Genomic DNA, 23,528 nt, shown 5'->3' on the forward strand with positions numbered 1-23,528 from the left:
AGGCAAATTATGTGGTCGGAATACTCGCTTGAAGTGGTTGACGCCGTGGCGCGCAATGGCAGTTTTAGCGCGGCGGCGCAGGAACTGCACCGTGTGCCTTCGGCAGTCAGTTACACCGTTCGTCAGTTAGAGGAGTGGCTGGCCGTACCGCTTTTTGTACGACGTCACCGTGATGTTGAACTTACGCCTGCTGGCGTCTGGTTTTTAAAAGAAGGGCGTTCTGTTATCAAAAAAATGCAGATCACTCGTCAACAGTGTCAGCAAATTGCTAATGGCTGGCGCGGGCAGTTGGCTATTGCGGTGGATAATATCGTCAGACCAGAACGTACCCGGCAGATGATCGTCGATTTCTATCGCCATTTTGACGATGTGGAACTGCTGGTTTTTCAGGAGGTGTTTAACGGCGTCTGGGACGCGCTCTCCGACGGGCGAGTCGAACTGGCTATTGGGGCGACGCAGGCGATTCCGGTAGGGGGACGTTATGCTTTTCGGGATATGGGTACCCTGAGCTGGAGTTGCGTAGTGGCAAGCGATCACCCGCTGGCGGCGATGCCGGGACCGTTAAGCGATGATACCCTGCGCAACTGGCCGTCGCTGGTCAGAGAAGATACCTCGCGAACCTTACCGAAACGGATTACCTGGTTGCTGGATAACCAAAAAAGGGTTGTAGTACCGGACTGGGAGTCATCGGCAACCTGCCTGTCAGCAGGATTATGCGTGGGAATGGTGCCGACGCACTTTGCCCGACAGTGGATAGACAGCGGAAAATGGGTGGCGCTGACGTTAGAGAATCCGTTTCCCGATGCGGCCTGTTGCCTGACGTGGCAGCAAAACGAGGCCTCGCCCGCGCTGGCATGGCTGCTGGATTATTTGGGCGATAGCGAAACGTTGAATCGGGAGTGGTTGCGGGAGCCTGAAGAGGCTCCCGACAGCGGGGATTAACGTCGATAGTCGCGGAACGGGCCGTCAGCGACCGAGCGACGCTCAACCAGGCGTGGATGAACTTCAATAGACTGTGACTCTTCGCGCTTATTGACGATGCGATCCAATAGCATATTAAATGCGGTTTCGCCTAAAGAGTCTTTGGGCTGGTGAATCGTCGTCAGCGCCGGGGTAAAGAAGCGGGCGTTACGCACATTGTCATAACCGATCACCGAAACGTCCTGCGGTACGCGAAGCCCCATTTCGTCTGCCGCGCAAAGCGCGCCCATCGCCATAATATCGCCGCCGCAGAAAACGGCGGTAGGGCGATGTGACTGCGATAAGATTTGCTGCATCGCGTGGTAACCGGACTCCGGCTCGAAGTCGCCCTGAACAATCCAGTTGTCTGGCACGTTGATCAGCGCCTCCTCCATTGCCTTCATGAAGCCTGCCAGCCGACCCGCGCCGGTGTTGCGCTCCAGCGGACCGGGAATAACGCCGATATCCCGGTGACCGCGCTCAACCAGATAACGACCCGCCATATAGCCGCCTGCAAAGGCGTTATCAATCACCGTATCGGTAAAATCGGCCTTCGCTTCACCCCAGTCCATCACCACCATCGGAATATGGCGATACTCTTCCAGCATGGAAAGCAGAGGTTCCGGGTACTCAGAACACATCACCAGCAGGCCATCCACGCGCTTTTGCGCCATCATGGACAGGTAGGCGCGCTGTTTTTCCAGGTTATTCCAGGCGTTGCCCAAAATCAGCGTATAGCCTTTCTGAAAGCAGTTTTTTTCAACCGCCTCGATAATTTCTGCAAAATAGGCCGCTTCGCTGCTGGTCGCCAGTAAGCCTATCGATTTGGTATGGTTGACCTTCAGGCTACGCGCGACGGCGCTGGGAGAGTAGTGCAGCTCTTTAATCGCTGCCCAGACCGCGTTACGCGTTTCTTCAGCGACAAAACGCGTTTTGTTGATTACGTGTGATACAGTTGTAGTGGAAACGTTTGCTCGTTTCGCTACATCTTTAATTGTTGCCATTACATTTCACTCCAGACCCTCGCTAAGCTCCTGAGAAACGCCAGGTAAACGTTTGCCTACACACACCCTAATCGCAACGTCAGGGTTGCGGCATGCCGGAAAAACGACACGGAACGTCAGGAAGGGGTCAATGGCCGTTACGCTAATTCAGTAAGCCTGGAATTTTGTCTGATCTTGAGGAAAAGGGGAAGCGTTAAAAACAGTTATCAATATAAAACATGAGAGATTTTTGTGCGGGAATGTGCAAAAATGCGCTATATCACTTTTTGTGTGGGAATAAAAAGGAGAAAACTTGATGAGTACCGACCTGAAATTTTCGTTGATCACTACGCTTATTGTTCTGGGCTTGATTGTCGCAGGTGGATTAACGGCCGCTCTGCACTGATTCCCTCTCTTCTGAGGGAGGGCGTTTCCTCTATTCTATCCCTCTCTAAAACGCAGAAGGCGTACCTTCTGCGTGCTCAGACTTATGCGGCGAGATTTTTCGCGACAAATTCCCAGTTAACCAGCGCCCAAAAATGCTCCAGATAGTTTGGACGGGCGTTGCGGTAGTCGATGTAATACGCGTGTTCCCACACATCAACCGTCAGCAGCGGCGTCGCATCTGTGGTCAGCGGCGTACCGGCATTTGAGGTAGAGACGATAGCCAGTTTGCCATCAGCGCCTTTTACCAGCCATGTCCAGCCGGAACCAAAGTTTTTGATAGCGGCATCTGTGAACTGCGTTTTAAATTCCGCGAAGCTGCCAAAAGATGCCGCGATAGCATCAGCCAGTTTCCCGGTCGGTTCGCCGCCAGCATTTGGTGCCAGGCAGTTCCAGTAGAACGTATGGTTCCACACCTGAGCGGCGTTATTAAAGATGCCGCCTTCGGAAGCACGCACGATCTCTTCCAGCGATTTGCCTTCAAACGCCGTGCCTTTGATCAAATTATTAAGATTGGTCACGTAAGTCTGATGATGTTTGCCATAGTGATATTCCAGCGTCTCAGCAGAAATATGCGGCGCCAGAGCATCTTTGGCATACGGTAATGCAGGTAATTCGAACGACATTGCTTCTCTCCTTATTATTAATATTGCGCACGCACAATAACCCTGGTGCGCGTAAGGATAGGGTAGCAAATTGAGCGGGGGCGCAAAAGAAGAAGTTATCCTGTCGTTAAACGACAGGATAAAATATTAGCGAATTGTTTTAGGGGTCATCACCCGGCGGGCGCCGACATAATGGCGCTGCCAGTATTCTTCGTTCAGCGAGGTGATCTTAATTTCCTGACCGCTGCGCGGAGACTGGATAAACTTACCGTTGCCGACATAGACGCCAACGTGATCGGCGGTGCCGCGCCCCTGCGTACGGAAGAACACCAGATCGCCGTTTTTCAACTCGCTGCGCTCAATGGGCGCCGCGTCACGCAGGTGATACATCTCATTCGCCGTTCGGGGGATACGGATCTTCACTAAATCTTTATAGGCATAATAAACCAGACCGCTGCAATCAAAACCGGTGCGCGGCGACGCGCCTCCCCAGTGATACGGCTTACCAATCTGATTCATGAGCTTGGACATCGCGGTTTTCGTCGCTTTTTGTACTTTAGTCCGATGCGCATCGGCAATAGAGAGCGGCAATGTTCCTTTCCCCTTCACGCAGTGCGGCTTACGGCCTTTACGCGTCGTGCATTTTTCCGTCACGTCGAGGGCGGCGATTGACGTGGGCGCGGTTCTGTTACGGCGATGTGTCGTATGACGAGATTTCGTGGAAGCGATGGTACGTTTTGGCGTAGAAGCGGAAGAAGAACGGCTGGTTTTTGAGGTTGTTTTTACGTTTTTTTTGTTGGTCTTACTGATCTGTTTGGGCGTTGTGCTTTTCTTTTTATCTGCCGTTTTAGTGACATGAGAAACAGCAGGCGTCGCTTTGGCTTGCCTGGAAGCATGGGCCATTGGCGTAAAAGGGAGAGTAGTAAAAAGTAAAGCACAGAGCGTGATCGAGATTTTGTTTATCCGCGCCACTGAGCAATCCTCTGTTAAAGGCAGGCGATCATGCCTGCGTATGATTTACAAAACCTGATAATTCTAATCTACAAAAGCACAGATTGGTAATTGCTTTTGGTTTCTGAAGCTGTGTTTCGTTAACAGATGTAAAAAAAATAGCAATTAATGCTAAACACGAACGCGTTATCTACGAATCACTGCGTGGCAACCCGCTTAAAAGATATTTTGTATGCAACTTATTCCCGCAGACGGTAAAATAATAAGGCATGATGAAAATGTTATTTTCCGTTGCCAGCCTGACCCGTTACAATGACAGGCTTCGGTCGTAAAAGAAGTTAAGGAAGCGAGACAATGAGCACCACTATCGAAAAAATCCAGCGCCAGATCGCTGAAAACCCGATTCTCCTGTATATGAAAGGTTCACCAAAACTGCCAAGCTGTGGTTTCTCTGCGCAGGCCGTTCAGGCGCTTTCCGCCTGTGGGGAACGTTTTGCCTATGTTGATATCCTGCAAAACCCGGATATTCGCGCAGAATTACCGAAATACGCCAACTGGCCGACATTCCCACAACTGTGGGTGGATGGCGAGCTGGTCGGCGGGTGTGATATTGTGATTGAAATGTATCAGCGTGGTGAGTTGCAGCAGCTTATTAAAGAAACTGCCGCAAAATATAAAACTCAGGAGCCGGACGCAGAATAATCTGTGAAAGGGGAAAGCGACCTGTAAAGGTCGCTTTTTTGCCGTCATAGTGAGCAAAAGCGGCGTCGTTAGCCACGTTATTTGTCTGTCGGCAAGGGTAACGGCCAGCCGCCCAGGCGCTTCCAGCGATTGACGATTTCACAAAACAGCACCGCTGTCCGCTCGGTATCATACAAAGCAGAGTGGGCCTTTTCGCCGTCAAACTCCATACCCGCCGCCAGGCACGCTTTTGACAACACCGTTTGTCCCAGCGCCAGTCCGCTCAATGCCGCGGTATCAAAGGTGACGAACGGATGAAACGGGTTACGTTTCAGCGAGGCGCGCTCTGCGGCGGCCATCATAAAACTGTGATCAAAAGTGGCGTTATGCGCGACCATAATGGCGCGGCTACAGCCACTTTCTTTGATACCTTTACGCACCATTTTGAAAATAGCATGTAGCGCCTCATATTCACTCACCGCGCCGCGTAGTGGGTTAGAGGGATCGATACCGTTAAACGCGAGCGCTTCCGGCTGTAAGTTGGCTCCAGCGAACGGCTCCACATGGAAATGCAGCGTCATGTCCGGCATCAGCCAGCCTTGTTCATCCATTTTCAGCGTGATGGCGGCGATTTCGAGCAGCGCATCGGTTTTAGCGTTAAACCCTGCAGTTTCAACGTCGATGACGACAGGATAAAAACCACGAAAACGGTCGCACAGACCGGAAAGTTGAGCGTTATCGGACATCTGAGTCTCTTAATACGAAAAAATGCAGCGCGCATTATGGCAAATTTTACGCCGGGATGCAGTAAAACAACGGGCACAGTGACCTGCGCCCGACGGGGAATCAGTTACCCAGACCGCGGCCTGCGTCTTTAGCTTCAATCAATTCGATTTTATAGCCATCCGGATCTTCAACGAAGGCGATGATGGTTGAACCGCCTTTCACCGGCCCTGCTTCACGGGTCACGTTGCCGCCGTTCTGACGAATACGTTCACAGGCTTCAGCGGCATTGTCAACGCTCAGCGCGATGTGCCCATACGCATTGCCCATGTCGTAGCTCTCAACGCCCCAGTTATAGGTAAGTTCGATGACCGCTTCTTCCGTTTCCGGACCATATCCCACAAAGGCCAGCGAGTATTTGTATTCCGGATTCTCACTGGTACGCAGCAGTTTCATGCCCAGAACGTTAGTGTAAAAAGCGATGGAACGCTGCAAGTCGCCGACGCGCAGCATAGTATGCAATAAACGCATTTTCGTTGTCCTTAAAATAGTCAAGATATTCAAAGTATAGCGGCGATGTGAGGCCGCTATCAATGGAATTACAGAGTAGGGTAGTCAGTGTAGCCTTCCGCGCCGCCGCCATAAAAACTTTCGGGACGCTGTGGATTGAGTTTCGCGTTACGTTGCAGACGCGCCACCAGATCCGGGTTAGCGATGTAATCGCGACCAAACGCCACGGCGTCAATCAGCCCTTTTTCGATCAGCGTTTCCGCTTTTTCTGGCGTATAGGCGCCAGCGCCGATGATGGGACCGGGGAAACACGCGCGGATTTTTTTACGGAATGCTTCGCTATAAGGCGTGCCGCCCGCCCAGTCTGGTTCAGACATATGCAGATAAGCAATGCCGCGTTTGCCTAACGCTTCAATAAGATAGAGGGCATCGGCTTCTTCATTTGGGCCGTTATCGACATTCTGGAAAGTGCCGACAGGAGAAAGGCGGATGCCGATACGATCCGCGCCCCATTCCTCAATGCCGGCATCAACCACTTCCAGCACCAGACGGGCGCGATTCTCTACGCTGCCGCCGTACTGATCGGTACGGTGATTAGAAGAAGGTGAGAGGAACTGATGTAGCAGATAACCGTGCGCGGAGTGCAGCTCCACCAGATCGAAGCCTGCTTCTCGGGCATTGGCGATAGCCTGGCGGAAGTCGTTGACGATCCTCTGGATCTCGTGAGTATCCAGCGCGCGCGGTGTGGAAGTTTCTACGCGGATTGCCTGACCGTTTTCATCACGCAAAGAGGTGCGGGTTCCCGCATTGATAGCGGATGGCGCGACAGGCGCTTGTCCGCCTGGTTGCAGGCTGGCGTGTGAAATACGGCCTGTATGCCACAGTTGTACCGCAATATGACCGCCCTGAGCATGCATTCCCTGAGTGATTTTTTTCCAGGCAGCGATCTGCTCATCGCGGTGTAATCCCGGCGCGCCGGCGTAACCTTTCGCCTGTGCGGAGATTTGCGTGGCTTCGCTGATGATCAATCCGGCGCTGGCGCGTTGACGGTAATATTCCGCCATTAACGGCGTAGGAATATCGCCCGGTTCAATACTCCGCAAACGCGTCAAAGGCGCCATAAATACCCGGTTTGTCGCCGTGATGGCGCCCACCTTGAGGGGGGTAAACAGTTTTGCTGATGACATAGTGGCTCCTGGTATAAGTAGACCGGTCGTCTTGTAATAAAGGAAATGAAAACGCCTGTTACTGCTCAGGCGTTGTAATGATGGTCTTAACATGCGCCAACGCATTTTCCAGCGGCGCGGCGCTACGGGATATTTTGGCCTGTAAATTGGCGCCCAACCACAGGGCGTAAAGCACCTGCGCCTGTGGCAACGGCTGGCCGGTGAAATGTAAACAGTGGCTATTGCGACCGTTTTCCAGCGCGCGCGCGAGCAGTGCAATGATCTCCTGCGCCCCTTTATCCATAGTAGAGCGCATATCCTCCGACAGATCGCAGACTTCCGCTGACAGTTTCACCGTCAGGCAGCCGCTGATGGTGCCTTGCTGGCAAAACTGATTCAACGTTTCCTGATACCAGGTGAGAAGACGATCGCGATGATTACCGGGACCGGAGGTAAAGTGCGCCGTAAGACGCTGATGATAGCAGGCGTAATGTCGCTCCAGCATGGCGACGCCGAAGGCTTCTTTCGAGCGAAAGTAGTGATAAAACGATCCTTTAGGCACCTGAGCGGTTTTGAGTAACTCGCTAAGACCCATGCCGGTAAAACCCCGTTGCATACATAGTTGCTCACCGGTGGCCAGCAGATGTTCGCGAGTATCGTATTCGGTTTGCTTATTCATGACAGGCAGTATAGTAGACCAGTCGGTCTACAGCAAGCAGAGTTGCCATAATGCCAGTTAGCGTCTTCAATAGTCATAAGCGTCAAACGTTGAGGAGGGGATGTGGCCGAGCAGTTGGAGTTTTTTCCTGTAGCAAGCCCATGTCGCGGTATCTGCCAGTCTGATGAGCGTGGCTTTTGTCGGGGATGTATGCGCAGTCGCGACGAACGGTTTAACTGGCAAAAAATGAGCGATGCCGAGAAACAAAATGTACTGCGGCTTTGTCGCCAGCGTTTCTTGCGTAAAATACGCGCAAACAAGCCCCTCCCAGCGGAAGATCCTCAACAACCCTCACTCTTTTAAACGCGGAATTGCGTATACTCAACCTCATTATTCTCTATGAGGAATCTGTTATGGTTCAGCGTGTCACCATCGCTCCACAAGGCCCGGAGTTTTCGCGTTTTGTTATGGGTTACTGGCGTTTGATGGACTGGAATATGTCCGCGCGTCAGTTAGTGAGTTTTATCGAAGAACATCTGGATTTGGGCGTCACTACCGTTGACCATGCGGATATTTATGGTGGTTATCAGTGCGAAGCAGCGTTTGGTGAGGCGTTAACGTTGGCGCCGTATTTGCGGGAAAGACTGCAAATCGTTACCAAATGCGGTATTGCGACCACCGCCAGAGCGGAAAATAAACTCGGTCATTATATTACCGATCGCCACCATATTATTCTGAGCGCAGAACAATCATTAAAAAATCTGGCGACAGATTATCTGGATATGTTGCTAATCCACCGTCCCGATCCGTTAATGGATGCGGATGACGTGGCCGAGGCGTTTCAACATCTGCACCAAAGCGGCAAAGTACGCCATTTTGGCGTCTCTAATTTTACGCCAGCGCAATTTACGTTGCTGCAATCGCGCCTGCCTTTTACCCTGGCGACCAACCAGGTGGAGATCTCGCCAGTTCACCAGCCTTTGTTGCTGGACGGCACATTAGATCAATTACAGCAACTGCGTATTCGTCCGATGGCCTGGTCATGTCTTGGCGGCGGTCGGCTGTTTAATGATGAGACTTATCAGCCATTACGACAGGAGCTTTCCGTTATCGCGCAAGAACTCAACGCCAGTTCTATTGAACAGGTGGTCTATGCCTGGATTTTACGTTTGCCGTCGCAGCCGCTGCCGATTATTGGCTCGGGTAAAATCGAACGCGTACGCGCTGCGGTAGAAGCGGAAACGCTGTCATTGTCGCGTCAACAGTGGTTCCGAATCCGCAAGGCGGCATTGGGCTATGACGTGCCGTAATCGCCAACTCGTTGACTTTCCGTTCATGTTTCCGCCAGTGGTTTACACTTAACAGGCTACCACTTGTAACGGAGGTTTTATGAAGCGATTAAGTTTAGCAATGGTGACGCTGCTGGCCTGTGCGGGTGCGCAGGCCGCAAGCGAGAAAGTAGAGATGAATCTGGTGACGGCGCAAGGCGTAGGACAGTCTATCGGCACCGTGGTCATCGATGAAACCGAAGGCGGCTTAAAATTTACCCCGCACCTTAAAGCGTTACCGCCTGGCGAGCATGGTTTTCACATTCATGCCAAAGGTAGCTGCCAGCCCGCGATTAAAGATGGCAAAGCGGTTGCGGCAGAAGCCGCTGGTGGTCATCTGGACCCACAAAATACCGGCAAGCATGAAGGACCGGAGGGCCAGGGACATCTGGGCGATCTCCCGGTGTTAGTCGTTAATAATGATGGTATCGCTACCGAACCGGTTACTGCGCCGCGTCTGAAGTCTCTTGATGAAGTGAAAGATAAAGCGCTAATGATCCATGTGGGCGGCGATAATATGTCCGATCAACCGAAACCGCTTGGCGGCGGCGGGACGCGTTACGCCTGCGGCGTCATTAAATAACCCGGAGACAGCGTTCCCTGCGCTGACGCCTGCTCCAGCTGTGACAGCGAACAGTGTAAACGCCAGATAATCGCCGCCAGCTCATGCGCTGCGGGTTGATGATGATGCGCGAGCGTGTCACAGATACGCTGTAATTCCTGTAGCGTGGCGGCAAGCGGACGTTGTTGCACGCCGCGCTCGCTCATCACATCGCGCAGCAGGGAGATACAAATATCCCGCACCCGGGAAAGCGGATCGGAACGCGACTCCCAGGCGCGTAGCTGCCACACCACATGCGAGCAGTTCAGCAATACCACTCCCCAACGTAATAACCACCGGCGCGCCAGCGCATCCTGGCTGTTACTGAGCTGACTGACGTGATGATAGGTTAGCGATTCAAACTCGCTTTCGCTATGGGAAGGGTGGCGGCTAAGCTGATCGACGAAATCCCGGCGTAGCGCGCGGATATGGCGGCGACTTTTTACGGCATCGGAACCGGGACGCAAAATCGCAAACGCCAGCCAGGAAATCGCGACGCCGACGATCTTAGCGGTATTATCGTTAAGGAAGTCGGCGAAATCGTACACTGGCGGATTGGTCACGGCGATGAACGAGCCCATAAAGACAATAAGCTGCCCCCACAGTCCCGCCAGCTTAGGCATCTGCAGTTTAAGCAGTTGCATCGTGACGAACAGCGGAAAAAGGAAAAGTAAGAATTGCCACAGATCGGTGATTTGCACCATCAGGCCAAATTTCACCACGAAACTGAATAAGGACAGCAGCACTAAAGTTCGCATCAATAAGGAGAGCGACTTAAACGGCGTGGCGACGATGGAGTAGAGGACGCAACTGATCGCCGCCAGTGTTAATGCGCCGGACCCTGATTCCCATTGTGCGCCAATACTCCAGGCGCCAATAACCGTGAGCGTACAAAAGGTACGCACACCGCTCCAGATGGCCTCTGCGTTATCCGTATGCCGCGCAAGGCCAGGAGTGCGGCGGATGTTGATTTTATCCACCGGCGCACCGTTTTCGATTAGATATAACTGGCGGCTGCTGCGCAGGTATAACTGGCAAAAATAGCGTAATCGCTGCCAGAACGCGAGGCGACGATAATCCTGTTCATCCTGCGGGCGTAGCGGCGCAATAATCCGCGCCACGGTGTAGCTGTCCGCGCGCGGTTTCGCCAGCGCAGCTAAGAGTTGTTCAATGACTTCGCGGCTGTTTTCCGGCGGCGTCGGCCAGTTTAAAAGCATTCTACGCAGACTGGAGATCACGCTGGTTAGCCGTAATTGCTGATGTAACAATGAATTGAGCAACGCATTCTGGCGGCGAAAACGGTAATGACTCCAGAAAGCCTGAATACGCAACAGGTTCATGGTCAGGATTTGCCCAATGACGCCCTCATGCGCTGAGCGGATGGCGTCGGTGGTATCCGGCTGCCAAAGTAGACTGGCATGTTCCAGCAAGCGCGCATGCATGTTTTTCAACGCGGTGAGCAGGGCGGTGCCATCCGACGTGCTGGGCAGAATCATCATCATCATGCCGCCGCAGAGGATGCCGACGATAACTTCACATACGCGCGCCTGGGCGATATCCCACAACTGCGTGATTTCTACAATATTGACCATCGGGAACGCGATGATCGCCGCCGTGTAGCCGGACAACTGGAAAGCATAAGCGGCATTATTGGTAAAATGCGCGCAGGCCCAGGTACAAAAACCGATCCAGGCGGCCATGCTAAACAAGAACAACCAGGGTTCATTTAGCGTATGGCCGGCAATAATCAACGCAGCGGTCGCGCCGAGTAAACTCCCGGCAATACGCCCCAGACTTTTACTGATTACGCCGCCTACGGTCGGAAAGCTCACCACTGCGGCCGAAGTCATCGCCCAGTAGGGCTCATCCAGATTGAGATAATAAGCGAATGTCAGCGCGAGACACATGGCAATAGTATTACGCAACGCGTAACGCCACTGGCCGGAGGTTGCTTTAACCCAGGGCGTATTTCGCAGTGCCGGCAGGGAGAGTTTCATTACCGGTGTCCAATCGCCACGCTACAGGTAGTGCCGGAGACCAGCGTGATATCCTGCGGCAAAGCGTCAAATTCGATACGCACCGGAACGCGTTGCGCCAGACGTACCCACGGCACGTTGGGTTTGATATCTGGTACTAAACCGGAATCGCTCTCCACGCTTTGGTCGTAAATAGCGCGCCCGATACTGCCAACGTGACCCTGTAACTTAATATTGCCACTATACAGCGTTATTAATGCTGGCTCCCCTTCGTGAATATGGCGTAGTTTGGTTTCTTCGAAATATCCCATTACATAAAATGAATGGCTATCTACCAATGCGAAAAGCGGCTTACCGGTACTGGCATAATCACCGGTACGCGTGGAAAGGTTGGCCACCCAGCCGGATACCGGCGCTTTTACTTCTGTCTGGCTAAGCTGCCACTGCGCCTGTTTTAACGTTGCCAGTGCGACATCTACGCTGGCTTGCATCGCTTTAACATTCAGATTGGCGCTATCCAGATCTTCAGCAGAAATGTAGTTACGCGATAAATGTCGACGTCGCTCGGCTTCATTATTCGCTTTTGCCAGATCGGAGTGCGCTTTGGCCAACTGCGCCTGCGCGTTAAGTTCCGCAATATGGAAGGGCGTTTTATCAATGACAAAAAGAACGTCCCCCGCGTTGACGAACTGATTATCTTTGACATTGAGTTGGGTAATGCTGCCAGAGACCTGCGGCGTTACGCTGACCTGTTCCGCGCGGATTTTACCATCGCGCGTCCACGGCGACTGCATATAGTAATTCCATAACCACCACGCGGCCAGAACGGCGATGACGGCGACAATGAGAGTAGAAAAATATTTTATTGTTTTTAATGACATATTTACCACGCGATCAGTAAAACGAGGCCCAGACACACGCAAAGCGTAAAGAGGGAGAGATCCATTAACAGGGGATGCCAGATTTCACCAGAGTATATCCATTCACGCAGGAGTCGGTGAATAAACAACCAGATAACGAATCCAAGCGCGAAGGCTTTAAAGAACGGTGGAAAGTAAACAGATGCTCCCAACATGAGATCTTGTAAGGGCAATCCTGTGGCGTTGAGTATACACTTCACAAGCAATGTTCCTTTGCGTCAGACGACGATGCTTTAGTTTTAGCCAAAACCGAAGCTATAGGTGCCGATTGCGCACTATGTCTGAAAAAATGTCTATTGGTAAGCAAATTTAGCAATACATTTGTTTTGAGAATGCAAATACTGCACACTATTCTAAAATCAGTATAATAACTTAGCAAGCTAATTATAAGGAGATGGAATTGGAATCGCCACTAGGTTCTGATCTGGCACGGTTGGTGCGCATTTGGCGTGCTCTGATTGACCATCGCCTCAAGCCTCTGGAATTGACGCAGACACATTGGGTCACGCTGCACAATATTCATCAATTGCCGCCTGACCAGTCGCAGATTCAATTGGCTAAAGCGATAGGCATTGAGCAGCCATCGCTGGTACGCACGTTGGATCAACTTGAAGATAAGGGGCTAATTTCGCGGCAAACCTGCGCCAGCGATCGTCGCGCTAAGCGCATTAAACTGACTGAGAAAGCGGAGCCGCTGATCACCGAGATGGAAGCGGTCATTCATAAAACGCGCGGTGAAATTTTGGACGGGATTTCTTCAGAGGAGATTGAGCTTCTGATTAAACTTATCGCCAAACTTGAACACAACATTATGGAATTGCACTCTCACGATTGAGGCGCAGGGGCATACGTGTGGTCATGTGACCACACGTAAAGCCTGTTTTAGCGTGGAGAGACAGTAACCTGGCTGCCGTTGCTGGCCAGCACGACACGCTGACCTGCCGCGAAACGCGTATTTCCTTGTTTCTGCACAACCATAATGGTGTTGCCATCGTCTTTACGAATTTCCAGTTCCACACCCTGGGTTTTATTCATTGCGCCCTGGACGCCCTGGCCCGCTACGCCGCCAGCCACCGCGCCTGCCGCGGTCGCCAGTGAACGACCAGTACCGCCGCCGATAGTGTTGCCGAGGAATCCGCCCAACACCGCGCCGCCGATAGCGCCAATCACGTTAGAATCATCACCGCCCTGAATTTGAACCGGACGAACGTTAACGATAGTACCGTACGTTACATTCTGAACTTGTTTAGCCTCGGATGCGGTATACACATCGCCCGAAAGGCTATCATTGTTAACACATCCAGCTAAGGATAACCCCATCAGTGAAACGGCCAGTACACGTTTAATCATTTACCAATCTCCTGTTCTTCACGAAACGCTATTTCAGCATCCCTATAGCTAAATTATATGGCATTTATGCAGTTAAGGTCATATCTTCTGCTGAAAGAATGTAAAAATCATAATCAGAAGTTCATTAACTAACCTTAAACGAAGTGGGAAGCAAGAAAAGATAGGTTATTGATATCCGTGGACGGCACGGCAAAAAACGTGACGCAGGCATAGCATGTCAAAATACGTTATGCCGAGTGTTAAGGCTTAACCCAGCTTAAAAGGAAGAGGTATGAAATCGGGCCGTTTTATTGGCGTTATGTCCGGAACCAGCCTTGATGGCGTTGATGTCGTACTGGCGGCAATTGATGAAACAATGGTTGCGCAACAGGCAAGTCTCACCTGGCCTATTCCCGTTCATCTGAAAAAAGGCATTCTTGATATTTGTCAGGGGCAGCCGCTTACGCTCTCGCAACTCGGTCAGCTTGATACCCAGTTAGGCCGGCTTTTTGCACAGGCGGTTAATGCGCTGTTAGCGCAACAACGTTTGCAGCCGCGGGATATCGTCGCCATTGGTTGTCATGGGCAAACGGTCTGGCATGAACCGAGCGGAGATGCCCCGCATACTCTGCAAATTGGCGATAATAATCATATCGTCGCCCATACGGGGATTACGGTGGTCGGCGATTTTCGGCGGCGGGATATTGCGCTGGGCGGACAAGGCGCGCCGCTGGTGCCCGCTTTTCATCACGCGCTGTTGGGACATCCGACGGAAAAACGGATGGTCCTGAATATCGGCGGTATCGCCAATTTATCTCTGCTTTTCCCCGGGCAGGCGGTGCGCGGATACGATACGGGGCCGGGCAATATGTTGATGGATGCGTGGATTTGGCGGCAATGCGCGCAGCCCTACGACAAAGACGCGGCATGGGCGAAAGAAGGTCAGGTTATTCTTCCATTGCTGCAAAAGATGTTGAGCGATCCGTACTTTGCTGCGTCGGCGCCCAAAAGTACAGGACGTGAGTACTTCAACTATGGCTGGTTAGAGCGTCACCTTATGGCTTTCCCCGGCGCAGGCGCGCGCGATGTACAGGCCACGCTGGCTGAGCTGACGGCGGTCTCCATCGCCCAACAGGTGCTGCTCAACGGCGGCTGCGAGAGGCTGATGGTCTGTGGCGGCGGAAGCCGGAATCCGTTAGTGATGGCTCGTCTGGCAGCGCTGTTGCCGGGTATCGAGGTTTCGACCACCGATAAGGCGGGGATCAGTGGCGATGATATGGAGGCGTTGGCCTTTGCATGGCTTGCATGGCGAACCCTCGCGGGCCTGCCGGGAAATTTACCTTCCGTGACGGGCGCTACAGAAGCCAGTGTTTTAGGCGCTGTTTACCCTGCTAACCCAAGAACTCAGAGTTAACTGAATTTTTCCCGGACGATATATCGGTAAACTAGGAAGGTCAGGAAGGGGCGTTTGCCCCTCCAGAAGCAGGAGAGCTTTCGGGATATGCCTATGAAAAAGATAGTAATAATGTGTTTACCTGTGCTTCTGACCGGCTGTAGCGTTTATCAACAATTTGTTGAACGTATGCAAACGGATACACTGGAATACCAGTGTGATGAGAAGCCGCTTACCGTTAAAGTCAATAACCCGCGTGAAGAAGTCAGTTTTGTTTATGACAATAAGCTGCTGGCCCTGAAACAAGGAATCTCGGCCTCGGGCGCGCGTTATACCGACGGGATTTATGTTTTCTGGTCGCAAGGTGAGCGCGCCACAGTCTATAAACGAGACAGAATTGTGCTAAATAACTGTCAGTTACAAAATCCGAAGCGTTGAGATTTTCATTATGGGGGCGCACAATAGCGCCACCCACTGATTATTTCTGATCAACGCCATGTCTGATAACGACCAATTGCAGCAGATCGCGCATCTGCGCCGTGAATACACGAAAGGCGGCTTGCGTCGCCGCGATTTACCCGCTGAACCGTTAATCTTGTTTGAGCGCTGGCTTGGGCAGGCGTGCGACGCCCGACTGGCCGATCCGACGGCAATGGTTGTAGCGACCGTAGATGACAAGGGGCAACCGTACCAGCGTATTGTGTTGCTCAAGCATTATGACGAAAAAGGCCTGGTCTTTTATACCAACCTGGGAAGCCGCAAGGCGCATCAAATTGAGCACAATCCGCGTATCAGTCTGTTATTTCCCTGGCATATGCTTGAACGCCAGGTGATGGTGACAGGCAAAGCCGAGCGTCTCTCCACACTTGAGGTGGTGAGGTATTTCCACAGCCGTCCGCGTGATAGCCAGATCGGCGCATGGGTCTCTAAACAATCCAGCCGCATTTCCGCGCGCGGTATCCTTGAAAGCAAATTCCTGGAGCTCAAGCAGAAGTTTCAACAGGGCGAAGTTCCGTTGCCCAGCTTCTGGGGCGGTTTTCGCGTGAGTATCGAACAGATGGAGTTCTGGCAGGGCGGCGAACATCGTCTGCACGATCGCTTTTTATACCAACGCGACGACGGCGCGTGGAAAATCGACCGTCTTGCGCCCTAAAGATGCAAAATTCTTGTTTTAAGCACTGGTGCGGATGAATCCGCCGTTTTATGCTATGTCTCTTTCGCGTCTGGCGAAAAGTCGTGTACCGGCAAAGGTGCAGTCGTTTTATACATGGAGATTTTGATGGCAAGCAGTAACTTGATTAAACAATTGCAAGAGCGGGGGCTGGTAGCCCAGGTGACGGACGAAGACGCGTTGGCAGAGCGACTGGCGCAAGGCCCGATCGCGCTCTATTGCGGCTTCGATCCTACCGCTGACAGCTTGCATTTGGGGCATCTGGTTCCATTGTTATGCCTGAAACGCTTCCAGCAGGCAGGGCATCAACCTGTTGCGCTGGTAGGCGGAGCGACCGGTCTGATTGGCGACCCGAGCTTTAAAGCCGCCGAGCGTAAACTGAACACTGAAGAGACCGTTCAGGAGTGGGTGGCGAAAATTCGTAAACAGGTTGCCCCATTCCTGGACTTTGATTGCGGCGAAAACTCCGCCATCGCGGCCAATAACTATGACTGGTTCGGCAGCATGAATGTGCTGACTTTCCTGCGCGATATCGGTAAACATTTTTCCGTTAATCAGATGATCAACAAAGAAGCGGTGAAGCAGCGTCTGAACCGTGACGATCAGGGTATCTCTTTCACGGAGTTCTCTTATAACCTGCTACAGGGGTACGACTTCGCTTGTCTGAATAAACTGCACGGCGTTGCCTTACAGATTGGCGGTTCTGACCAGTGGGGGAACATCACTTCCGGTATCGACCTGACCCGTCGTCTGCACCAGAATCAGGTATTTGGTTTGACCGTTCCGCTGATCACCAAAGCTGACGGCACGAAATTTGGTAAAACCGAAGGCGGCGCTGTCTGGCTGGACCCGAAGAAAACCAGTCCGTACAAATTCTACCAGTTCTGGATTAATACCGCGGATGCCGATGTTTATCGTTTCCTGAAATTCTTCACTTTTATGGACATTGAAGAGATCAATGCCCTGGAAGAAGAAGATAAAAACAGCGGTAAAGCGCCGCGCGCTCAGTATGTGCTGGCCGAGCAGGTGACGCGTCTGGTTCACGGCGAAGAGGGGCTGGTTGCGGCAAAACGTATTACTGAAAGCCTCTTTAACGGCAACCTGGGCGAACTGAGCGAAGCGGATTTTGAGCAACTCGCTCAGGACGGCGTGCCGATGATCGAACTGGAAAAAGGCACCGATCTGATGCAGGCGCTGGTAGACGCCGAACTCCAGCCGTCGCGTGGTCAGGCGCGTAAGACTATCGCCTCCAACGCAGTCACTATCAATAGTGAAAAACAATCCGATCCTGAATACATCTTTAACGATGAGGACCGTCTGTTTGGCCGCTATACCTTATTGCGTCGCGGCAAAAAGAACTATTGTCTGATTTGCTGGAAATAAGGCATTAAGTAACAGGGAGTGAGAAATCACTCCCTTATTTTTGATGTTCAGGTAAAAAAATGAAGAATATCCTCGCTATCCAGTCCCATGTTGTTTTCGGACATGCGGGCAACAGCGCTGCCGAATTTCCCATGCGTCGTCTTGGCGCGAATGTTTGGCCGCTGAATACCGTTCAGTTTTCTAACCATACGCAATATGGTAAATGGACCGGCTGTGTCATGCCGCCCAGCCATCTGACTGAGATTGTCCAGGGGATTGCGGACATTGGCCAGTTAGCGCACTGCGACGCCGTACTTAGCGGTTACCTGGGATCTGCCGAGCAGGGAGAACACATTCTCGGTATTGTGCGCCAGGTTAAAGCGGCAAATCCGCAGGCAAAATATTTCTGCGATCCTGTGATGGGGCATCCGGAAAAGGGCTGTATCGTGGCGCCCGGCGTAGCAGAGTTCCATGTGCGTTATGCGCTACCCGCCAGCGATATTATCGCGCCTAACCTGATTGAACTGGAAATTCTCAGCAAACATAGCGTTAATAATGTGAATGACGCCGTGCAGGCGGCGCGTGAACTGATTGCTCAGGGGCCAGAGATTGTACTGGTAAAACATCTCGCCCGTGCCGGTTACAGTTCAGAACGCTTTGAAATGCTGTTGGTGACAGCGCAGGAAGCCTGGCATATTAGCCGTCCGCTGGTGGATTTCGGCTCACGTCAGCCGGTTGGCGTTGGCGATGTCACCAGTGGTTTATTGCTGGTCAAACTTTTGCAGGGCGCGACGTTGCAGCAGGCGCTGGAGCACGTTACGGCGGCAGTATATGAGATTATGATCGCCACCAAAACGATGCAGGAGTACGAACTGCAGGTCGTGGCGGCCCAGGATCGGATCGCTAATCCTGAACATTACTTCAGCGCAACGCGGCTGTAATTATTGCTGCTGAAAAGATGCCGGATGGCGGTACTGCGAGCTATCCGGCAACATGACATTAATTCAGTCCTTCCGCTTTAAGCGCTGCCGCAACGGTCGGTCTTTCCGCGACACGCTGCATATAACTTTCAATATGCGTTAACGCGTCCATATTCAGTTTTACGCCATATGCCCAACGCAATACGGTAAACAGATAAGCGTCTGCGATGGTAAAACGCTGGCCGCAAATCCACTGGTCGTCTGAAAGCGACTCATCAACATACTGAAATTTCTTTTCCAGATCGGCGCGAACGGCGGGTTTAAGCATTTCCGGCGTGTCAGGGCGGAATAGCGGGGTAAAACCTTTATGCAGTTCCGTTGCAATATAGTTGAGCCATTCCAGCGTATGATAGCGAGTAAGGCTACTTACAGGCGCCAGAAGCTGTCGGTCGGGGACGCTGTCGGCGAGGTACTGCATAATGGCGACGCCTTCAGTCAACAGCGTGCCGTCATCCAGAAGCAGAGCCGGAACCTGTCCTTTAGGGTTTATTGCCAGGTAATCATCACCGTTTTCCAGGCGTTTTTTTGCGAGATCGACGCCATCAAGCGTAAAGTCTTTGCCAATTTCGCGCAGGATAATGTGGGAAGCAAGAGAGCAGGCACCCGGTTTGTAGAACAGTTTCATCGGTAACTCCTTTTTGCTGAGGTTTAAAGTATGGTAGTGCGGGGACGGGCAAAAAAAAAAGCCGCTAACGCACAGTTAGCGGCCTGAATGTTGTTTCCCGGAAAATTAAACTGTAGCGGCTTTAGAGCCTTTCTCAGCGGTATCATCGTCCTGGGTCATACGGTTCAGCTTAGGCGCTGTTAGCAGCATCAGGACGGCGATAACTGCGGTTGCTACGCCAATCTGCATAAATACGCGACCATAGACTTCCAGGGACATCAGTGGGTCAGTCACGTCACTCGGCACGGCCATCAGGTTGGCGACATAACCGCCGATGATGTTAGCGCCTGCCGTTGTCAGGAACCAACTACCCATGATGAAGCCCATAAGACGCTGCGGAACCAACTGTGCGACCATCGCCAGTCCCAGACCGGAGATCATTAGCTCACCGATACTTTGCAGACCATAGCTCACGATCAGCCAGTTTACGGATACGATGCCAGCATCGTTCGCAAATTTGGCGCCCAGCGGCAGAATCAGGAATGCGCCGGAACACAGCACCATACCAATGGCGAATTTCATCGGCATCGGCAGCGTATCGCCCATCCTGTTATAGATAGCGGCCAGAATCGGGCTGCCGATAATGATCCAGAACGGGTTCAGAGCCTGATACTGTTCCGGTTCGAAAGCGATACCGAGAATAGAGTGCTCGACGTTACGAATGGCAAAGAAGTTCAGCGACGTCGGCATTTGGCTATACAGTACAAAGAAGATAATCGCCTGCAGCATCAAAATAAAGGCGACGATCATTTTACGGCGAGCCGCGCCGTGCATGGAAAACGCTTCTTTACCGAAGATAATGACGATGCCAAGAGCGATTACGCCCAGCACCATACGCGCGATATCCTGGTTGTGCAGCAGCCAGGTGGCAACCGCAATCAGCACGACAATGCCCACGATCGTCAGCAGCAGGTTACGGAAGTTGATCGGTTCAAAGTCGGGTTTGGAACCGTAGCTTTTCACCCAGCGCTGGCAGAAAGCAAAGTTAACGACGGTTATCAGCATACCGACGACGCTAAGCGCAAACGCGGTGCTCCAGCCATAACGCGCCGCCAGCCACGGCGTCGCGAGCATAGAGAAGAAGGAGCCGATGTTGACGGACATATAATACATCGTAAAAGCGCCGTCGAGACGCGGATCGTCCTTCGCATAACAGGTAGACAACAGGGAAGACGGGTTAGCTTTAAACAGACCGTTACCCACAGCGATAGCCGCCATGCCCATATAGACGACGCCAGCGTCATGGCCAGACCATGCGACCAGCGCATAACCGATAGCCAGCACTACGGCACCCAGCATAATAACGCGTTTGGTACCCAGAACTTTATCACCTAACCAACCGCCAATCGCGACCAGGCCGTACACCAGTGCACTGAAGGAAGAGAAAAGGGTGATGGAATCCGCTTCTGACATACCCAGTTGTTTTACCAGGTAGACGGCCATAATGCCTTGCAGGCCGTAATAACCAAAACGCTCCCATAACTCTATCGAGAAGATGAGATAGAACGCCTTCGGTTGTTTGAAAGCGTTCAAACTGACGCTTTCAGTTGGTTTATTGTTTGCAGTAGACACTTTTACCTCTTTTTTACGCCCCGTATTAACAGGGATTGTCTGGCGCGTGATGAGTCAGACTCATCCGTCCGATTGTTATATTGGAGGGGAAACGGCAGGTAATGTTCACTATCTTTCCTCTCCAGACAAGACCTTTGTAATAATCTGTTACATATAACTCCTCTGGTTGAATCGTCCGGCGTCAGAAATGTTATCCAGAGTTAAATTTTTTCATTTGAAGAATGGCAGATTATTACACTGCGAAAAGGCCATAATTTTGGGTGAAAGGCGATATCTTCTGCTATTTAAGGTAAAAGGCAGTGATATAGGCCATTATCTGAAAAAATGGCAGAGTAATGTTTTGTAGTGAAAACGGGGCGTCAGTCTATCCGGTTGTAAATGTAACCTTAGATGTCACTAAATTTCACATGAAGTTATCAAAGTGATCCTGATCACGGATAGATAGAAATTTTTGCGATTAAAAAATGATTAACCTGACGTGGGGGGAAAACGAAAGCACATTACATCAGAAAAAGGACAGAGACTGGAATGATTAATGGCTAAAATAGATCCAGGCAGAAGGTGGGAGTGCGCTGGCGTGACGGACGCACTCCGACAATATCAAATATCGACTTTTTCTTTGTATTCGCAAAGATCTTCAATGAGGCAGGAGCCGCAGCGGGGTTTTCGGGCGATACAGGTATAGCGTCCATGCAAAATTAACCAGTGATGACAGTCCACTTTGAACTCATTCGGCACCACTTTCAGTAGCTTCTCTTCTACCTGCTCGACATTTTTACCCGGCGCGAACTGCGTTCGGTTACATACACGAAATATATGCGTATCAACAGCGATGGTTGGCCAGCCGAAGGCGGTATTCAGCACCACGTTAGCCGTTTTACGTCCCACGCCGGGAAGCGCTTCCAGCGCCGCCCGATCCTCCGGCACTTCGCCATTATGCTTGTCCAGTAAAATACGGCAGGTCTTAATCACGTTTTCCGCTTTACTGTTAAATAAGCCGATGGTTTTGATATAGGATTTCACGCCCTCTACGCCCAGTTCCAGCATCGCGGCTGGCGTATTGGCAACCGGGTAAAGTTTGGCGGTAGCCTTGTTCACGCTGACGTCAGTTGCCTGGGCGGAAAGCAACACGGCAATCAGCAACTCAAACGGCGACGTGAAATTGAGTTCTGTTGTGGGGTGCGGATTGTTGTCGCGCAGGCGCGTCAGAATTTCCAGCCTTTTTGCTTTGTTCATCAGACTTTCCCTGTTTCACCTGCCGGAACAGCGGAAGGCGCGGTTTCGGCGCGGCGTTTCTTCATTTTTTCATCAATAAGATATTTTACCGCCAGCATGAGTCCCAGGCCGATAAACGCGCCTGGCGGTAGCATCGCCAGCAGGAAAGGCGAGTCGGTGTGAAATATCTCGACCCGTAATACTTTTGCCCAGCCTCCCAGCAGGCTATCCGCGCCATCGAAAAGCGTGCCATTCCCGAGGATCTCGCGCAGCGAGCCCAGCACGAACATCGCGCCTGTCGCGCCCATGCCGATGGAAAAACCGTCCAACGCGGAAAGCCACGGTCCTTTTTTCGCGGCAAACGCTTCGGCGCGACCGACAACAATGCAGTTCGTTACAATCAGCGGAATAAAAATCCCTAAAGACTGATACAAACCGAATGCATAGGCATTGATCAGCATCTGTACGGCGCTTACCACCGAGGCAATGATCATAACGTAAATCGGGATACGGATTTCTGCCGGCGTCCAGCGACGTAGTGCGGAAACCGTCAGGTTGGTCAGCGTTAATACCAGCGTCGTGGCCAGACCCAGCCCCAGAGCATTGGTTGCCGTAGACGTCACCGCCAGTAATGGGCACAGGCCAAGTAGCTGCACCAGAGCGGAGTTATTTTTCCATAACCCCTGAACAACAATATCTTTTATTTCGCTCATGGTTATTCTCCACAGGCGGTTAAATGGGGGAGCTGAGCGGGCAGTGATTCGGCGTACAGCCCGGCGCGTTTAACTGCATTCACCACGGCGCGCGGCGTTATTGTCGCCCCGGTAAATTGATCAAAATCACCGCCATCTTTTTTCACCGCCCAGTGCGTATCATTTTCACCGCTGATGGTTTTACCGCTAAAGTGGGTAATCCAGTCAGACAAACGGCGCTCAATTTTATCACCCAATCCTGGCGTCTCATGATGTTCCGTCACGCGCGTCCCCAGGATGGTACCATTGAAATCTGCGCCGACGATAAGCTGGATAGCGCCGGAATAGCCATCTGGCGCGGTGGCCTCAATGATGGCCGCTACGGGTTTATCATCCTTGCGAGCGATAAAAACACGGTGTATGCCTTTGCCGAGAGTGGGCGCATCAACCAGATAACAACTCTCTTGCAGATTATTATTGTAACGATCTGGCGGCAATACCTGATCGAACAAGGCATGCTGTTGTTGCAGCGCTTGTTCGTGAATGGTTGATTTGGTCATCTGATTAATCACCGCGGTCAATCCCGTAGAGCCTGCGGCAAAAAGCGCCAGCGTAATACCGTGTTTACGAATCGTTTTCAGCAT

28 protein-coding genes are annotated in these 23,528 nt (G+C 51.9%); 12 read left to right on the forward strand and 16 right to left on the reverse strand.

Features of this window, described 5'->3' with window-relative positions; translation table 11 throughout:
- Positions 1-9: 9 nt before the first annotated feature.
- Positions 10-942, forward strand: a complete 933-nt coding sequence (gene punR, locus ACE15A_RS10005) for a DNA-binding transcriptional activator PunR (RefSeq protein WP_023248100.1) — start codon at positions 10-12, stop codon at positions 940-942.
- Here punR and purR read toward each other — a convergent pair.
- Complete coding sequence (purR, locus tag ACE15A_RS10010; RefSeq protein ID WP_000190992.1) at positions 939-1,964, reverse strand: HTH-type transcriptional repressor PurR; 1,026 nt, start codon at positions 1,962-1,964, stop codon at positions 939-941. The two genes, punR and purR, sit on opposite strands and share 4 nt — an antisense overlap.
- Positions 1,965-2,259: 295 nt before the next feature.
- Between purR and ACE15A_RS10015 the strand changes: the two genes are divergently transcribed.
- Entirely contained in the window at positions 2,260-2,349 is a 90-nt protein-coding gene (locus ACE15A_RS10015) for a YnhF family membrane protein (protein WP_000102276.1), read from the forward strand.
- An 82-nt stretch (positions 2,350-2,431) separates the two neighbouring features.
- Here the strand turns inward: ACE15A_RS10015 and sodB are convergent, their stop codons facing one another.
- Entirely contained in the window at positions 2,432-3,013 is a 582-nt protein-coding gene (gene sodB / locus ACE15A_RS10020; protein ID WP_023248101.1) for a superoxide dismutase [Fe], read from the reverse strand.
- A gap of 126 nt (positions 3,014-3,139) precedes the next feature.
- Positions 3,140-3,964: a C40 family peptidase gene (locus tag ACE15A_RS10025; RefSeq protein WP_023248102.1), complete on the reverse strand. Its 825-nt coding sequence runs from the start codon at positions 3,962-3,964 to the stop codon at positions 3,140-3,142.
- Positions 3,965-4,297: 333 nt separating this feature from the next.
- On the opposite strand from ACE15A_RS10025, the gene grxD reads away from it, so the two are divergent.
- Complete coding sequence (gene grxD / locus ACE15A_RS10030; protein WP_000108176.1) at positions 4,298-4,645, forward strand: monothiol glutaredoxin 4; 348 nt, start codon at positions 4,298-4,300, stop codon at positions 4,643-4,645.
- A gap of 77 nt (positions 4,646-4,722) precedes the next feature.
- Here grxD and rnt read toward each other — a convergent pair whose 3' ends face one another.
- From rnt to ACE15A_RS10050, 4 genes are all read right to left on the reverse strand, one after another.
- A complete protein-coding gene (gene rnt, locus ACE15A_RS10035; protein ID WP_001282270.1) occupies positions 4,723-5,370 on the reverse strand; it encodes a ribonuclease T in 648 nt (215 codons plus the stop codon).
- Between the two features lie 100 nt (positions 5,371-5,470).
- Positions 5,471-5,878 carry a lactoylglutathione lyase gene (gene gloA, locus ACE15A_RS10040; RefSeq protein WP_001237787.1) on the reverse strand — a complete coding sequence of 136 codons (408 nt, stop codon included), beginning with the start codon at positions 5,876-5,878 and terminating at the stop codon, positions 5,471-5,473.
- A 68-nt stretch (positions 5,879-5,946) separates the two neighbouring features.
- Complete coding sequence (locus ACE15A_RS10045) at positions 5,947-7,044, reverse strand: alkene reductase (protein WP_064055788.1); 1,098 nt, start codon at positions 7,042-7,044, stop codon at positions 5,947-5,949.
- Between the two features lie 58 nt (positions 7,045-7,102).
- Entirely contained in the window at positions 7,103-7,702 is a 600-nt protein-coding gene (locus ACE15A_RS10050) for a TetR/AcrR family transcriptional regulator (protein ID WP_023248104.1), read from the reverse strand.
- A gap of 102 nt (positions 7,703-7,804) precedes the next feature.
- On the opposite strand from ACE15A_RS10050, the gene ACE15A_RS10055 reads away from it, so the two are divergent.
- From ACE15A_RS10055 to sodC2, 3 genes are all read left to right on the forward strand, one after another.
- Complete coding sequence (locus tag ACE15A_RS10055; protein WP_001663937.1) at positions 7,805-8,044, forward strand: DUF1289 domain-containing protein; 240 nt, start codon at positions 7,805-7,807, stop codon at positions 8,042-8,044.
- A 50-nt stretch (positions 8,045-8,094) separates the two neighbouring features.
- Complete coding sequence (locus ACE15A_RS10060) at positions 8,095-8,991, forward strand: aldo/keto reductase family oxidoreductase (protein WP_023248105.1); 897 nt, start codon at positions 8,095-8,097, stop codon at positions 8,989-8,991.
- A gap of 79 nt (positions 8,992-9,070) precedes the next feature.
- The gene (sodC2, locus tag ACE15A_RS10065; protein WP_000826818.1) at positions 9,071-9,592 is read left to right on the forward strand and encodes a superoxide dismutase [Cu-Zn] SodC2; all 522 of its coding nucleotides are present in this window, start codon (positions 9,071-9,073) and stop codon (positions 9,590-9,592) included.
- Here the strand turns inward: sodC2 and ACE15A_RS10070 are convergent.
- From ACE15A_RS10070 to ACE15A_RS10080, 3 genes are read right to left on the reverse strand one after another with little or no spacing between them, the layout of a single operon-like run.
- A complete protein-coding gene (locus ACE15A_RS10070) occupies positions 9,568-11,607 on the reverse strand; it encodes an FUSC family protein (protein WP_023248106.1) in 2,040 nt (679 codons plus the stop codon). The genes sodC2 and ACE15A_RS10070 overlap by 25 nt on opposite strands.
- Positions 11,607-12,467 carry an HlyD family secretion protein gene (locus tag ACE15A_RS10075; protein WP_053508069.1) on the reverse strand — a complete coding sequence of 287 codons (861 nt, stop codon included), beginning with the start codon at positions 12,465-12,467 and terminating at the stop codon, positions 11,607-11,609. Before ACE15A_RS10075 ends, ACE15A_RS10070 begins: the two co-directional genes overlap by 1 nt.
- Before the next feature lie 2 nt (positions 12,468-12,469).
- Positions 12,470-12,706 carry a DUF1656 domain-containing protein gene (locus ACE15A_RS10080; protein WP_023248108.1) on the reverse strand — a complete coding sequence of 79 codons (237 nt, stop codon included), beginning with the start codon at positions 12,704-12,706 and terminating at the stop codon, positions 12,470-12,472.
- A gap of 194 nt (positions 12,707-12,900) precedes the next feature.
- Here ACE15A_RS10080 and slyA point away from each other — a divergent pair, with 194 nt between their 5' ends.
- Positions 12,901-13,341: a transcriptional regulator SlyA gene (gene slyA / locus ACE15A_RS10085; RefSeq protein WP_129382415.1), complete on the forward strand. Its 441-nt coding sequence runs from the start codon at positions 12,901-12,903 to the stop codon at positions 13,339-13,341.
- Between the two features lie 47 nt (positions 13,342-13,388).
- On the opposite strand, the gene slyB is transcribed toward slyA, so the two are convergent.
- Positions 13,389-13,856, reverse strand: coding sequence for an outer membrane lipoprotein SlyB (gene slyB, locus ACE15A_RS10090; protein ID WP_023248110.1), 468 nt, complete (start codon positions 13,854-13,856; stop codon positions 13,389-13,391).
- A 271-nt stretch (positions 13,857-14,127) separates the two neighbouring features.
- On the opposite strand from slyB, the gene anmK reads away from it, so the two are divergent.
- The 5 genes from anmK to pdxY all read left to right on the forward strand — a co-directional run bounded on the left by anmK (position 14,128) and on the right by pdxY (position 18,702).
- Complete coding sequence (gene anmK, locus ACE15A_RS10095; RefSeq protein ID WP_053508068.1) at positions 14,128-15,249, forward strand: anhydro-N-acetylmuramic acid kinase; 1,122 nt, start codon at positions 14,128-14,130, stop codon at positions 15,247-15,249.
- A gap of 87 nt (positions 15,250-15,336) precedes the next feature.
- On the forward strand, positions 15,337-15,666 hold the full coding sequence (gene mliC, locus ACE15A_RS10100) for a C-type lysozyme inhibitor (protein WP_023248112.1): 330 nt from the start codon (positions 15,337-15,339) through the stop codon (positions 15,664-15,666).
- Between the two features lie 58 nt (positions 15,667-15,724).
- The gene (gene pdxH, locus ACE15A_RS10105) at positions 15,725-16,381 is read left to right on the forward strand and encodes a pyridoxamine 5'-phosphate oxidase (protein ID WP_023248113.1); all 657 of its coding nucleotides are present in this window, start codon (positions 15,725-15,727) and stop codon (positions 16,379-16,381) included.
- 126 nt (positions 16,382-16,507) lie between these two features.
- Positions 16,508-17,782 carry a tyrosine--tRNA ligase gene (gene tyrS / locus ACE15A_RS10110; protein ID WP_053508067.1) on the forward strand — a complete coding sequence of 425 codons (1,275 nt, stop codon included), beginning with the start codon at positions 16,508-16,510 and terminating at the stop codon, positions 17,780-17,782.
- Between the two features lie 59 nt (positions 17,783-17,841).
- A complete protein-coding gene (pdxY, locus tag ACE15A_RS10115; protein WP_000789736.1) occupies positions 17,842-18,702 on the forward strand; it encodes a pyridoxal kinase PdxY in 861 nt (286 codons plus the stop codon).
- A gap of 58 nt (positions 18,703-18,760) precedes the next feature.
- Here the strand turns inward: pdxY and gstA are convergent, their stop codons facing one another.
- The 5 genes from gstA to rsxG form a co-directional block, all read right to left on the reverse strand.
- The gene (gstA, locus tag ACE15A_RS10120) at positions 18,761-19,366 is read right to left on the reverse strand and encodes a glutathione transferase GstA (RefSeq protein ID WP_053508066.1); all 606 of its coding nucleotides are present in this window, start codon (positions 19,364-19,366) and stop codon (positions 18,761-18,763) included.
- Positions 19,367-19,471: 105 nt separating this feature from the next.
- The gene (gene dtpA / locus ACE15A_RS10125) at positions 19,472-20,977 is read right to left on the reverse strand and encodes a dipeptide/tripeptide permease DtpA (protein WP_000100918.1); all 1,506 of its coding nucleotides are present in this window, start codon (positions 20,975-20,977) and stop codon (positions 19,472-19,474) included.
- 600 nt (positions 20,978-21,577) lie between these two features.
- Positions 21,578-22,213, reverse strand: a complete 636-nt coding sequence (gene nth, locus ACE15A_RS10130) for an endonuclease III (protein WP_001030318.1) — start codon at positions 22,211-22,213, stop codon at positions 21,578-21,580.
- The gene (locus tag ACE15A_RS10135; protein ID WP_001289628.1) at positions 22,213-22,905 is read right to left on the reverse strand and encodes an electron transport complex subunit E; all 693 of its coding nucleotides are present in this window, start codon (positions 22,903-22,905) and stop codon (positions 22,213-22,215) included. Before ACE15A_RS10135 ends, nth begins: the two co-directional genes overlap by 1 nt.
- A gap of 2 nt (positions 22,906-22,907) precedes the next feature.
- On the reverse strand, positions 22,908-23,528 hold the full coding sequence (gene rsxG, locus ACE15A_RS10140; protein ID WP_064055787.1) for an electron transport complex subunit RsxG: 621 nt from the start codon (positions 23,526-23,528) through the stop codon (positions 22,908-22,910).

This window comes from Salmonella sp. HY31 (genome assembly GCF_042604575.1).
Lineage (GTDB): Bacteria > Pseudomonadota > Gammaproteobacteria > Enterobacterales > Enterobacteriaceae > Salmonella > Salmonella diarizonae.